Annotated in this window: 11 protein-coding genes; 6 read left to right on the top strand and 5 right to left on the bottom strand. The window is 66.6% G+C overall.

The annotated features are described in order from the left end of the window. Nucleotides 1–3: 3 nt before the first annotated feature. The 4 genes from boxC to BAY61_RS32760 form a co-directional block, all read right to left on the bottom strand. Entirely contained in the window at nt 4–1,698 is a 1,695-nt protein-coding gene (gene boxC, locus BAY61_RS06005) for a 2,3-epoxybenzoyl-CoA dihydrolase (protein WP_245865848.1), read from the bottom strand. A gap of 32 nt (nt 1,699–1,730) precedes the next feature. Continuing rightward, a complete protein-coding gene (locus tag BAY61_RS06000; RefSeq protein ID WP_091799528.1) occupies nt 1,731–3,047 on the bottom strand; it encodes an NAD(P)/FAD-dependent oxidoreductase in 1,317 nt (438 codons plus the stop codon). Nucleotides 3,048–3,124: 77 nt separating this feature from the next. After that, nucleotides 3,125–4,663, bottom strand: coding sequence for a 3-hydroxyacyl-CoA dehydrogenase (locus BAY61_RS05995; RefSeq protein WP_143021344.1), 1,539 nt, complete (start codon nt 4,661–4,663; stop codon nt 3,125–3,127). A gap of 70 nt (nt 4,664–4,733) precedes the next feature. Beyond that, nucleotides 4,734–4,895, bottom strand: a complete 162-nt coding sequence (locus BAY61_RS32760; RefSeq protein ID WP_170140075.1) for a hypothetical protein — start codon at nt 4,893–4,895, stop codon at nt 4,734–4,736. Nucleotides 4,896–5,050: 155 nt separating this feature from the next. Here BAY61_RS32760 and BAY61_RS05990 point away from each other — a divergent pair, with 155 nt between their 5' ends. Then, complete coding sequence (locus BAY61_RS05990; protein WP_091800737.1) at nt 5,051–5,632, top strand: TetR/AcrR family transcriptional regulator; 582 nt, start codon at nt 5,051–5,053, stop codon at nt 5,630–5,632. Nucleotides 5,633–5,723: 91 nt separating this feature from the next. Continuing rightward, nucleotides 5,724–7,094, top strand: coding sequence for an FAD-binding protein (locus tag BAY61_RS05985; protein ID WP_091799521.1), 1,371 nt, complete (start codon nt 5,724–5,726; stop codon nt 7,092–7,094). Nucleotides 7,095–7,102: 8 nt separating this feature from the next. Here BAY61_RS05985 and BAY61_RS05980 read toward each other — a convergent pair whose 3' ends face one another. After that, nucleotides 7,103–7,561 carry a hypothetical protein gene (locus tag BAY61_RS05980; protein WP_143021343.1) on the bottom strand — a complete coding sequence of 153 codons (459 nt, stop codon included), beginning with the start codon at nt 7,559–7,561 and terminating at the stop codon, nt 7,103–7,105. A gap of 171 nt (nt 7,562–7,732) precedes the next feature. Between BAY61_RS05980 and BAY61_RS05975 the strand changes: the two genes are divergently transcribed. From BAY61_RS05975 to BAY61_RS05960, 4 genes are all read left to right on the top strand, one after another. After that, on the top strand, nt 7,733–9,136 hold the full coding sequence (locus BAY61_RS05975) for an FAD-binding oxidoreductase (RefSeq protein ID WP_091799514.1): 1,404 nt from the start codon (nt 7,733–7,735) through the stop codon (nt 9,134–9,136). A gap of 15 nt (nt 9,137–9,151) precedes the next feature. Next, nucleotides 9,152–10,411 (top strand): SAM-dependent methyltransferase, encoded by a 1,260-nt coding sequence (locus tag BAY61_RS05970; protein ID WP_091799511.1) that lies wholly within the window; start codon nt 9,152–9,154, stop codon nt 10,409–10,411. Nucleotides 10,412–10,704: 293 nt separating this feature from the next. After that, on the top strand, nt 10,705–11,973 hold the full coding sequence (locus BAY61_RS05965) for an HNH endonuclease signature motif containing protein (protein ID WP_245865846.1): 1,269 nt from the start codon (nt 10,705–10,707) through the stop codon (nt 11,971–11,973). A 30-nt stretch (nt 11,974–12,003) separates the two neighbouring features. Continuing rightward, nucleotides 12,004–12,849 carry an alpha/beta fold hydrolase gene (locus BAY61_RS05960; protein WP_091799507.1) on the top strand — a complete coding sequence of 282 codons (846 nt, stop codon included), beginning with the start codon at nt 12,004–12,006 and terminating at the stop codon, nt 12,847–12,849. The last annotated feature ends 59 nt before the right edge of the window (nt 12,850–12,908 follow it).

Genomic DNA, 12,908 nt, shown 5'->3' with positions numbered 1-12,908 from the left:
CGCTCACACCCGTTTCCGGTCGAAGACGGCCCGCTGGCCGGTTCCGTAACGTCGCAGCGCACCCTCGGTGCCCGCCGCGTTGGGCCGGTTGAAGATCCAGTTCTGCCAGGCACTGAGCCTGCCGAAAATCTTGGTCTCCATGGTTTCCGGGCCCACGAACCGGTTGCTGGCTTCCATTCCCGTCAGCGCGTCGGGACTCAGCGCGCCCCGCGCCTCGACGACGAGCCTGATCTCGTCCTCCCAGTCGATGTCGTCCGGCGCATCGGTCACCAGCCCGAGTTCACTGGCCTCGCCCGGCGAGATCTCGCGGTCCGTTTCCTTGGCGAGCCAGGCGAGGTGGTCGTCCTCGCGGTAGAACCGCGATTCCAGTCTGCTGAGGCCGTTTCCCATCGGGAAGACACCGAAGTTCGCGGAGCTGAGCCGGATCGCCGCCCGCTGCTCGCTGTCCTCGTCCTCGATGGGCGGACCGTCCAACATGTACTGCCGGTCGCAGGCCAATGCCAGTTCCCACAGCACACCCGCGAAGCAGCTTCCCGGCTCGATCAACGCGATCAGGCTGCGGCTGGTGACGTCGAGCCGTTTGAGCGTTCGCTTGTAGTAGTGGACGATCTCGCGGCACAGCCAGTCGTCGGCGGCATCCAGGATCACCTTCTCGTGCGCCAGCAGGGTGTCCGCGTCGCCCTCGGTGCGCAGTATCCAGGTTCCGAGCTCGGGTTCGTTGGTGCGCAAACGCAGGATGACATCGTCAAGTTCCCTCGTCATGGCGAGCAGCCAGCCGTCGGCGCCCTTCGCGTGAACGTCGGCGACCTCTGACGGCGGCGGGGCCCCCGGCCCTCGCACCAGCAGCTCGACGGTGCGCGCCTCGCGGTCGTAACGGGCGGACACGTACCGGTAGAAAAGGCCCTCCCCGGACTCCTCCCTGAGCAGCGGCGGCAACGCGACGCCACGAGCCTCGCTCGGCCGGTCACCGCGTCCGGCCAATTCCGCCGCCCGCTTCGCCACCGCCTCGGTGAAGCCCGTCGGCGGCGCCAGCGCATCGACAAGCCCCCATTCCACGGCCGTCTTTCCGCGCAGCCCGTCACTGCGGGTGGCGAAGACGTCGGCGCGGTCCTTGCGCACCCGGCGTTTGTCGACGACCCTGGTGAGCCCTCCGGTACCAGGCAGAACTCCGAGCAGCGGGACCTCGGGAAGCGCGACCGTCGAGGAGTTGTCGTCGACGAGGATGATCTCGTCGCAAGCGAGGGCGAGTTCGTAACCGCCCCCGGCGCACGTCCCGTTCACCGCTGCCAGATACGTCTGGCCGGAATGCTCGGTCGCGTCCTCCATCCCGTTGCGGGTCTCGTTGGTGAACTTGCAGAAGTTCACCTTCCACTCGTGTGAGGAGCCCGCCAGCATGCGAATGTTGGCTCCCGCGCAGAACACGCCCTCCTTGGCGCTGGTCAGCACCACGGTGCGCACTCCGGGATGTTCGAACCGCAGGCGCTGGGTCGCGTCGTACAACTCGATGTCGACGCCGAGGTCGTAGGAGTTGAGTTTCAGCTCGTAGCCGGGCCGTAGTCCGGCATCGGGATCGACGTCGAGCTCCAGCCACGCCACGGGGCCGTCGATCCGGAGCTTCCAGTGACGATAGGAATCGGGCTGCCGGTCGAAGGACACAGCGGGACGGCCGGCGGCTTCCACGACATCAGTGGCGGTCACCACATTAGTTTCTACGAATCATCCGCCTGGCGTCAACCTTGTGTAGAACTACGGGCAGGCTTTCTCGCCGCTTCCTCGAACGCGCCGCGAGGCGCCTCCCTGGAACCGAAGTCGACCACATCGTGCCCGAACGGCATACCGACAAGCCAGTCACCCAGCACGCGCACCTTGCGATTCCACGTGGGTATCTGGGTCGCGTAGTAGCCACGGCGCGCGGCCCACGCCAGACTTCCCGCCAGTTTCCTCCCGAACACCTCGGCGACGGCCTTGTTCTTGCCCAGCGTGATGAATTCGCCCTTGCTGCGATAGCGAAACGGACTCGGCCGGCCCCCACGCACGACGGCGACGAGGTTGTCGGCAAGCTGCTCGCCCTGCCGCACCGCGTGCTGCGCGGTCGGCGGGCACACCCCATCCCGTTCGGGATCCGGTACGGCGGCGCAATCGCCGGCCGCCCACACGTGTTCCGCCCGCTCGACCCGCATGGCCGCGTCCACGACGAGCCTGCCACCGTCGTCCACCGGCAGCCCCAGTTCGGCAACGACCGACCTCGGACGGGTCCCCGCCACCCACACGAGGGTCGACGCGCTGAGCTTCGTGCCGTCCGACAACGCGAGAACCCCTTCTTCCGCGGAGTCGAGCCGGGTTCCGGTGCGGATGTCGATGCCTCGCCGGGTCAGTTCGTCCGCGGCAAGGTCGGCCAAATCGTCACTCACCGTCGTCAGGATGCGGTCAAGTGCTTCGACCAGAATCCACCGCATGTCCGCCGCTTCCAGCTCCGGATAGCCCGCGAGCACATCGGTCGCCATGTCTTGCAGCTCCGCGATCGCCTCGACGCCGGTGTAACCGCCGCCGACGAACACGAAGGTCAGCGCGCACCTGCGCAGTTCGGGATCGGGCGTCGCGGAGGCGATCTCCAGTTGGCGGAGCACGTGATCACGAAGGTGCACGCCCTCGGCGAGCGAATTGAAACCGATGCCGTTCTCCGCGAGCCCGGGAACCGGCGCGAGCTTGGCCACCGCGCCCATGCCGATGACGAGTTCGTCGTAATCCAGTTCCCACACAGGACCCGCCGCCGGCCGAACGACGACCGTTTTGCCCTCGCGATCGGCCGACACCACCTTTCCGGACACGAACCGCGTCCCCCGTAGGACCGCCCGCAGCGGCACCACGGCGTGGCGCGGTTCGAGCGTGCCGGACGCGACCTCAGGCAGTAACGGCCGGTACGTCATGAAGTTGTCAGGGCTGACCACGACCACTTCGGCCTCGCCCTCACGGAGCCGCTGCCGCAACCGCAACGCCGTGTACAGCCCCACATAGCCACCGCCTGCGATGACAATCCGCTTCGGCACGTTTCACCTCCCGGCGAGCACTGACCTCGACGCTCGCCGGGTACCCGCATGCGCGACACCGAATCGGAGCCGGGCGCCTACCAGGGCAGCCGACCGCGGCGGAACCCGAATCCCGTTGCCCGCTCAGCCTCGTCGATGCCGGTGGTGACCTGGTCCCGGTGATCGTGCGCCCAGAACAGCGGGCCGCCACGCTTCTTGGGGAAGCCGTATCCGTTGGCGAGCACGAGATCGATGTCCGAGGCACGCTCGGCGATGCCGTCAGCCAGCACGAGCATCGCCTCGTTGACGATCACTCCCAGCGCGCGGCGCACGATCTCGTCCGGCGACAACGTCCTCGGCTCGACGCCGTTCCGCTCGACAACCGCGCGAATCACCTCGTGCACGGCGGGGTCGACCTGACGCTCCCCGTCATCGGGGTAGGCGTACCAGCCCGCGCCTGTCTTTCGGCCGAGCCGCCCCCGCTCGTACAGCACGTCCAGCACCTTCGGCATCCGCTCCCTGGGGTCCCTCGTCGCGGCCTGCCGCTGCCTGGTGGCCTTGGCGATGTCGAGCCCTGACATGTCCCAGACCGTGAACGGCCCCATGGCGAAACCGAAGCCCTCCAGCGCCGCGTCGATCTCCTCCGGCAAAGCACCTTCCTCGACCATGAACTCGCACTGGACGCGGTAGGCGTTGTAGACGCGGTTGCCGATGAAGCCGTCACACACCCCGGCGACCACGGGAAGCTTGCCTGTCTTCCGCCCCAGCCACAACGCGGTGGCCAGGGTGTCCTCGCCCGTCTTCGCCCCGCGAACCACCTCAAGCAACCGCATGACGTGCGCGGGACTGAAGAAGTGCAGCCCCACCACGTCCCGTGGCCGCCCACTGGCTTCGGCCAGCTCGTCGAGGTCGAGATACGACGTGTTGGAAGCGAGGACCGCCCCGGGTTTGACGATCGTGGCCAGCCGCGACAACAGCGCCTTCTTCACCTCCATGTCCTCGAACACCGCCTCGACCACGACGTCGCAGTCGCCGAGCGATGCCTGATCGGTGCCCGCTGTCAGGGCCGCGAGCCTGCGGTCGGCCTCGGCGCGATCGGCTTTACCCCTCGCCACCGCCTTGTCCTGGATGGCGCTGATGCGCTCGACACCGCGCTCCAGCGCCTCCACGCTCTGCTCGACCACGGTGACCGGAAACCCGGCCTGCAGGAACACCGTCGCGATACCCGCGCCCATCGTGCCCGCGCCGACGACACCGATGCGTCCGACGTCGCGTGGTTCGGCGTCCGGAGCGGTGCCCGCCGCGCTCTCCGCCTGCCTGAGGTATCGCAGCGCGAGTTCGTCGTCCGGTTCCGGCGAGGTGGGCACGGTGTTCATCGACTCTCCTCCGGTGGCGGTCGGCGGCCACCGGGACGTTACCTCGCGCGAGGGCGGCCGGTCGATCACGACGGCATCCAGCTCATCGGCACGATTCAGCAGGTCAGCGGTAATTCCCTGGAGATGGTGACCAAGAGCGCGCAGTCCTTCGGCAGGCAAAAGGCCGCCGTCCTGACGGTGCAACAACTCCACCACGGCCTCGCCGAGCCGCGTGTTGACCGAGGAGAGCCGCGCGAGCAGCTCCCTGTCCTGCCGAATCATGACCACCACCCCTCACGTCGATGTAGCACGCTACACGATCACGGGGCGGCATGCGAGGGGCGGCTTCGTGCTATTCCCTGCCGCGCACGATGATCGGCTCCAGTTCTTCGTCCTCATCGAAGACCGGCAGACCCCCGGAAGGGTCCCGGGGCATCGGCGATCCGTTGTGGACGGTGGAAAGAAGGGAGCGCTCGGAGAGTTCAACTCCGGGCTCGGTGTCGGGTTCGCGCATCGGGCACTCCTCTCACAACCCCACGATCTTGATATACCCGAGCGGAAAACGGGAAAAACACGGGGCGATCCCAACCTGAAAGGCTGACGGCGGATTCAGTGGAAAGCACCACCGGCGCGCGAAAGGAAGAACCCCTTGCCCGCTACCGTGAACCCGTGAAGGGCAAACAGGACCAGGTACTGGACGCGGCCATTCGCGTACTCGGCACCAAGGGCACCCGCGCACTCACCCACAGGGCCGTCGACGCGGAAGCCGGTGTCCCGGCCGGGTCGACATCGAACTACTTCCGGACGAGGGAAGCCCTGCTTTCCGGCCTGCTCGGCAGACTGAGCGAACTGGAAACCGCGAGCTGGCGGGAATTCGCCGAAGCTCTCGACGCCGAGGCCATGGCCGACACCGGGCGCTTCGCCGAAGCCGTCGGCGGTCTCGCCGGAGAACTCGCGGGCCCCGCGAGGACGTTCACCCTCGCCAGGCACGCCGTCTTCCTCGAAGCCGCCGTAAACGAGCGCCTGCGGCAACAGATAGTCCTGCGCAGGGCGGAACTCGAGTCACAGGGGACACGGTGGTTGCGCGCGCTGGGCTCGTCCCGGCCCTCCGCCGACTTCTGGGCGATCATGGCGCTGCTCGACGGGCTGCTGCTCCACGAGACCACCGCCCCCGGCGCCGCGTTCGCCCCCTCCCCCGCCATCGGCGCGCTGCTGCGGGGACTCAGCGGGGACTGGCCGGAACGAACCTGACCCGAAGGGGCGTCGCAGCGGCCCTTTCGAGGAAAACAGCACCTCAGCCATACCTGCCAGGTCGAAGGGGTCAACCGCTAGAGTCCGGCAGATGCCGGACTCGTTCGAACGCTCCGACCTGCCGACCCTTGAGGGTGACATCCTCGATGGCGAAGCGAGCCTCGCCGCGGCGGCACGGGACTGGGGGCACATCGTGCAGGCGAGACCGCGTCTCGTCGTCAGGCCGTCCTCGGCCGCCGACGTGTCGGCCGTGCTCGAATTCGCCAGTTCGCGGGGTGTCCCCGTCGCCGCGCGAGGAGCGGGCCACTCACCGTTCGGCCAGGCTCAATCCGAAGGCGGCATCGTCCTCGACATGTCCGGGATGGCCACCGTCCACGAGGGCACCGGCAACGAACTGCTCGTCGACGCCGGCGCACGCTGGCAACAGGTGCTGTCGGCGAGCCTTCCCCGCGGTCTCACTCCTCCGGTCCTGACCGACTACCTGGAACTCACAGTCGGCGGCACCCTCGCCGTCGGCGGCATCGGCGGCGCGACCCACCGGTACGGAGCACAGACCGACACCGTCACCGAACTGGAGGTCGTCACCGGTGAAGGAGAGCTCAAACGCTGCTCGGCCGAGAACAACAGCGACCTGTTCGACGCGGTGCGAGCGGGGCTCGGCCACTGCGGTGTCATCACCCGCGCCACCCTGCGGCTGCGGCCCGCCCGGCAACGCGCGCGCAAGTGGAAACTGACCTACGACTCACTCGACGACTACCTCACCGATCAGCGCACCGCCGTCGGCGATTCCCGGTTCGACCACCTCGAAGGCCGGGTCGTACTCGGCGACGACAGCGGCGAATGGCGGTACGTCCTCGAAGGCACCAGCTACTTCTCGCTGCCTGACGAGCCGGACGAGGCGGCCCTGCTGGCCGGCCTTTCCTTCGATCACGAAGGTAGGGAAACCGAGGACAGGACCTACCACGGCTTCCTCGACCGCATGGCAGAGAGCCAAACGGTGCTCAGTGCCGACGGAAGCTGGTTCCGCCCCCATCCTTGGATCACCGTGCTCGCCCCCGACGACGGAATCGCCGACGTCGTCACCGAGACTCTGGCCGAGACCAGCGGAGACGATCTTGGCGATTCCGGCGTCGTCCTGCTCTACCCGCTGCGCGCCGAAACCCTCGGCACGCCGCTGCTGCGGAAACCGGCAACCGACATCGGGTGGCTGTTCGCGGTACTTCGTACCGGCGATCCCTACGACGTCACCGCCACCGGAAGGATGCTCGAACTCAACGCCGCCGTCGCCGAACGCGCGCGGCTGGTCGAAGGCGCCGTCTACCCGGTCAACGCACTACCGATGACCCCGCAGGAATGGCGGGATCACTTCGGCGACGCGTGGGAGGCATTCGCCGCGGCGGTCAAGAAGTACGACCCGAAGAACGTACTTGCCCGCGGGCAACGGGTGTTCGAGGCGCCGTAACCGGAAGCTCACGTCCCCGGCCGCGCGGAAACCCACTCCTCCCATCTCGCGGCGAAATCGGCGTCGGGGTCGAACGGCTCGCCTATCGAGTGTCCGACGCCGGCCCCACCGGTGGGAGAACCGGCGCTGTCGGCCAGATCCCGCAAATCGTCGACGGCTGGATCGATGAGCGCCGCACCCGCCGTCAGGCAACTCCGCAGCGCCCTGAGATCCGCCACGAGATCGCGCGCCACCTTGCGATTTTCGACGGTGCCAGGGGTGTACCTCACGAGCCGGTCGACGGTCGCGGCAAGCGATCTGGTCAACCTCGCCGCCCCCTTCACAGCCTCGTGCAACGCCCGCAGGTCACCATCCCCGCTTTCGAGCGCACTTCTGGCGCGCTGCAATTCGAGTGCCGCGTTCGCGACGGCGTCGGCGCTCGGCTGGGCAGGACGGTCGGACGAAAGGTCGCCCACGGAAGAACTCACCCACTTCGGTTCGGACCGCAGCCACAGCCACGGCCCAAGTAGCTTTCCCCGACCAACAATTTGTATAGTGCCCGCGCCGACCCAAGGTCAATCGGACGATTCGGTGGCGTGCGGGGTGAAACCCGGTCGCCGCCACTGGCAGCGTTGGCCAACCAGAGCGATCATGGGTTCATGGCGCTGAAAAACAACGGCGCCGGGGACCGTTCGCCCGTTGGGAATCGTTCGACGACGGCCGCCGGATATGCCGAGCGGGTGGCCGCATTGCGCACGCGACTCGCCGCTCAGCCACCCGGGGCACCGGTAAGGCTCGCGAAACGCACCTCGAACCTCTTCCGACCACGCGCCGGTACCACCGGCCCAGGACTCGACGTATCCGGATTCACCCATGTGCTCGATGTCGACCCGGTCGCGAGGACCGCCGACGTGGAAGGGATGGTCACCTACGAGCAGCTTGTCGACGCGACGCTGCCGCACGGGCTCATGCCGCTGGTCGTCCCCCAGCTCAAAACCATCACCGTCGGTGGAGCCGTCACGGGGCTCGGCATCGAATCGTCCTCGTTCCGCAACGGAATGCCACACGAATCGGTCCTGGAAATGGACCTGCTGACCGGCGCGGGAGACATTGTGCTGGCCAGGCGGGACAACGAACACAGCGACCTTTTCTTCGGCTTCCCCAACTCCTACGGCACACTCGGCTACGCGCTGCGGTTGCGGATCGAACTCGAACCCGTTCGCCCCTTTGTCCGGCTCGAACACATCCGTTACAGCGATACCGTCGAATACTTCGACGCGGTGAACCGCGCCTGCCGGGACAGGGCAGCGGACTTCGTCGACGGAACCGTGTTCGGACCCCGGGAAATGTATTTGACGTTGGGTACCTTCACCGGCGAAGCTCCGGAAACGAGCGACTACACGTGGCTGGACATCTACTACAAGTCGATCAGGGAACGCACGATCGACCATCTCCCCGTGCGCGACTACCTGTGGCGATGGGACACCGACTGGTTCTGGTGCTCGCGCGCGCTCGGCGCGCAGAACCGGCTCGTCCGCCTGCTGGCCGGGCCGAAGCTGCTGCGCTCACAAACCTACTGGAAGGTCGTCACGTTCGAGCGACACCACCAGTGGCTGGCCGGACTCAACCGCGCACTGGGAAAACCGCGACGGGAAGCCGTGATTCAGGACATCGAGGTACCGGTCGGCAAGGCCGCCGATTTCCTCGATTTCTTCCACCGGGAAATTCCGATCAGCCCGGTGTGGATGTGCCCCGTCCGGCAACGAGACAGCGACCGAACCTGGCCGCTCTACCAATTCGACCCCGGCTCGCTGTACATCAACTTCGGGTTCTGGGCGACCGTTCCACTCGCGCCAGGCCAGCGAGAAGGCAGCAACAACAGGCTGATCGAGAAAACGGTGACCGAACTGGGCGGACGCAAATCCCTCTACTCGGAAAGCTTCTACGACCCGGACACGTTCTGGCAGCTCTACAACGGAAAAACATACCGGGCCCTGAAGGACCGCTACGACCCCGGACACAGGCTGCTGGATCTCTACGACAAATGCGTCAAAGCGAGGTAAGTGAGGTGAGCAACCATGGCACAAGGCGAATTAGGGCGGGTATTCGGCCGGTTTCTCAACACGGACGCCCCCGTCTCGGTGACCACGTACGAAGACAGCTCGATCGGCAATCCGGAAGCGTCGGCTCACATTGAGATCCGCTCTCCGGCCGCATTGAGCTACGTGCTGTCGGCTCCCGGCGAACTCGGGCTCGCCCGTGCGTACGTCACCGGTCATCTCGACGTCAGCGGCGAGTTGTACGACGTGCTCAAGTACATGTCGAGCCTCATCGACGGCCTCACGGTCGCCGACCGGCTGTGGATCCTGCGGCAGCTCGGCGCCCGGCACTTCCGGCCGATGCCCGTTCCCTCCGAGGAGGCCCCGAACAGGATCAGGCGAGCACTCCAAGGGCTGAGGCATTCCAAGTCGAGGGACAGCGCCGCGATCTCACAGCACTACGACGTCTCCAACCGGTTCTACGAACTCGTGCTCGGCCCCTCCATGGCCTACACCTGCGCCTGCTTTCCCAGCACGGAAGCGACACTCGAACAGGCCCAGTTCCACAAGTTCGACCTCGTCTGCCGCAAACTCGGCCTCAAGCCGGGAATGCGGCTGCTCGACGTCGGTTGCGGCTGGGGCGGCATGGTGGCTCACGCGGCGGAACACTACGGAGTGCAAGCGCTCGGCGTGACGCTGTCGCGGGAACAGGCCCAGTGGGCACAGAAGAACATCGTCTCAAGAGGACTCGCCGACCGGGCCGAAGTACGCCACCTCGACTACCGGGACGTGAAGGAAGGCCAGTTCGACGCGATTTCCTCGATCGGGCTGACCGAACACATCGGTGCGCGCAACCTACCCTCGTACTTCCGGTTCCTCGCCTCCAAACTCAAGGACAAAGGCAGGCTGCTCAACCACTGCATCACGAGACCGAGCAACAGGGAACCCAACCACACCGGACCGTTCATCGACCGGTACGTCTTTCCCGACGGCGAACTCGAAGGCGTCGGCGCGATCATCTCGGCCATGCACGACCACGGTTTCGAGGTCCGGCATTCCGAGAACTTGCGCGAACACTACGCGCGCACGCTGGCGGGCTGGTGCGCGAATCTCGACGCGAACTGGACGGAAGCCGTCGGGGAAGCGGGAGTCCGCAGGGCACGGGTGTGGGCGCTCTACATGGCGGCCTCACGGCTCGCCTTCGAGCGACACAAGATCGAGCTACAGCAGGTTCTCGGGGTCAAAGTCGGCGCGAACGGCGATTCGGCGATGCCTTTGCGGCCGGACTGGGGTGTGTGAGCACCTGATGTGATGTGAGGCGAGGGCGCTCCCGGCTCGACGGCAGGCGGGTTCGGGACAGCGGTTCCCGCGCGCCGCCTGCCTTTTGCCGGGTTCGTTCGTTGTCCGGGCGTTCCAGGGCGTGTTCGTGTGTGTTCTGGTTTGAGCGGCGGGTTTGGGTGTGCCTCTGGTGGTTCGTGGTGCGAATGGTGCTTTCACTACCGTTTCGCGGTTCCGCGCAAAGGGATTCACGCAAAAGTGGTCGAACGTGTGTTCGAAGTGGGTGGTAGGTTGGTGAGTGTATTGGGGGGAGGATGATGGAACAGGCACTATCCGATGCGTTGTGGCAACTCGACGATCGGGAACTGGCGGCGCTACTGGCCCGCCGCGAGTCGGCATTGCGGCAAGCACATGCCGAAATGCTGGCCGCCGTCGGCGAAGCCGAGAGGAGAGGGCTGGCCAAAAACCTGGGTTATCGCGATTCCGTGGCCATGTTGCGTACCGAACTGCGTGTTTCCGCACGCGAAGCGCACGCCCGGCTGGCCGACGCCTTGGCGACCCAAGCACGACGATCGCCCGAGGGTGAGGAACTACCGGCACCCCTTGTCGCGACCGCCCGCCTTTTGAACACCGGCGGACTCGGACGCGAGCATCTTCGCGAAATCACGCGGATCTTCGCGCGGTGCCCCGACACCGTCTCCGGCCAGGAACGGGCGGACGCGGAGCAGACGCTCCTCGACCTCGCGGCACAGGCGTCCCCGGAGGCGGTACGCGCGGCGGGGCATCGGCTGATCGCGTACTGGGACTCCGAACGCCAACCGGTCGAGGAACCCGAACTCGCCGCGCCGACGCGAGAGTTCCGGTACCGGTACCGCAGAAACGGGCAACTCGAATTCACGGGAAACCTCGACCCCGAAACCGGTGCGACACTCGAAGGCTTGTTCGGCCCGCTGGCGAAACCGCGGCCGAAGGACGACGACGGACATCCCGATCCGCGAACCATGGCACAACGTCAGGGAGACGCACTCGCCGAGATCATCGATTCGGCGGCCAGAGCAGAGGATCTGACGGTCCAGGGTGGAGAGCGCGCCGTACTCACGGCGACGATCACCTTGGCTGAACTCGAAGACCGCACCCGGCAGTCCTCGACCGAACTGCCCGGTTACTCCACGCCGGAACAACTGCGGAGGCTGGCCTGCGAGGCGCAGGTCATCCCCGCCATCTTCGGAACCGACGGCGAGGTCCTGTACCTCGGCCGATCCTCCCGGCACGCCAGCAAAGCCCAGCGAAGGGCGTTGGCGTTGCGGGACAAGGGATGCGCCTTCCCCGGTTGCGACCGTGGTCCCAAATGGTGCGTACCACACCACATCGTATGGTGGGATCACGGTGGTAATACCGATATCGACAGCATGGTGCTCGTCTGCGCGCACCATCATCGGCTGATACACCACACCGATTGGGAAGTACGCGTCAACTCCGCCGACCGGCTACCGGAGTTCGTTCCCCCGGCCTGGCTCGATCCGGCACGAAGACCCAGGCGCAACACGGCGCATCTCATCGGCAAGCACCCACGGGCGGCATGACCCGCCATGGACACGGCTAGGGTTCCGGCAATGACCGACCAGTCCAGCATCGAACAACTCACCGTCACCACTGAGGCCGGGGCCTTCGACGCCATAGCGTCAGGCCCCGCCGAAGGGCGCCCGGTGCTGTTGTTGCACGGTTTTCCCGAGGCTGCCCTGGAGTGGGAACACCAGGTCGCGACACTCGGCGGCCACGGATACCGGGCTGTCGCACCCGACCAGAGGGGCTACTCCCCCTCGGTCCGGCCCGAGAACGTCGCCGACTACGGCGTCGACGTCCTCGTCGGCGACGTGCTCGCGGTCGCCGACGCACTCGGCTGGCGCCGGTTCGACCTCGTCGGCCACGACTGGGGCGCCGCCGTGGGCTGGTGGGCGGCTGCTGAACATCCCGACCGGCTCCGTTCGTTCACCGCCGTGTCCACACCGCACCCCTCCGCGCTCGCGCGGGCGATCCGTTCCGACGAGGACCAGGCTATGCGCTCGGCCTACCTGACCGAATGGCGTCAGTCGTCGACCGAACAACGCATGCTCGCGAACAACGCCGAGGCGCTGCGCCGGATGTTCGAGTGGAAGGTTCCTCTCAGCAGAGTCGAGGACTACGTACTCCGGCTCTCGGAACCTGGGGCACTCAGTGCCGCGCTGAACTGGTACCGGGCCGGGCGGCCACGTGCGGAGGCGGGCAAGGTGGCTGTGCCGACGCTGTACATCTGGAGCACCGAGGATGTCGCCTTCGGCTCGACAGCGGCCTTCGACACCGAGAACTGGGTCAGCGGACCCTACGCCTTTCACATGCTCGAAGACGTGACCCACTGGATCCCCGAGGAGGTGCCCGAAGCGTTGAGCGCATTGCTGCTGGAACATCTCGCGGCTCGCTGAGCACTGCCTTGCGCTGACAGGACATCGTCGCGGCCACGGTGACCATCGGTGGACCGTAC

Origin of the sequence: Prauserella marina, from assembly GCF_002240355.1 — a bacterium.
In the GTDB taxonomy this organism is placed as follows: domain Bacteria; phylum Actinomycetota; class Actinomycetes; order Mycobacteriales; family Pseudonocardiaceae; genus Prauserella_A; species Prauserella_A marina.
Note: the sequence above shows the minus strand (reverse complement) of the source record. Positions and strands in the feature narration are given on the sequence as shown.

What these genes read in the sequence shown, in the direction of transcription:
- BAY61_RS05995 (WP_143021344.1), bottom strand. Translation starts at nt 4,663, where the DNA reads ATGATTCGGCAGGACAGGGAGCTGCTCGCGCGGCTCTCCTCGGTCAAC.
- BAY61_RS32760 (WP_170140075.1), bottom strand. Translation starts at nt 4,895, where the DNA reads ATGCGCGAACCCGACACCGAGCCCGGAGTTGAACTCTCCGAGCGCTCC.
- BAY61_RS05985 (WP_091799521.1), top strand. Translation starts at nt 5,724, where the DNA reads ATGCCGGACTCGTTCGAACGCTCCGACCTGCCGACCCTTGAGGGTGAC.
- BAY61_RS05975 (WP_091799514.1), top strand. Translation starts at nt 7,733, where the DNA reads ATGGCGCTGAAAAACAACGGCGCCGGGGACCGTTCGCCCGTTGGGAAT.
- BAY61_RS05970 (WP_091799511.1), top strand. Translation starts at nt 9,152, where the DNA reads ATGGCACAAGGCGAATTAGGGCGGGTATTCGGCCGGTTTCTCAACACG.
- BAY61_RS05965 (WP_245865846.1), top strand. Translation starts at nt 10,705, where the DNA reads ATGATGGAACAGGCACTATCCGATGCGTTGTGGCAACTCGACGATCGG.
- BAY61_RS05960 (WP_091799507.1), top strand. Translation starts at nt 12,004, where the DNA reads ATGACCGACCAGTCCAGCATCGAACAACTCACCGTCACCACTGAGGCC.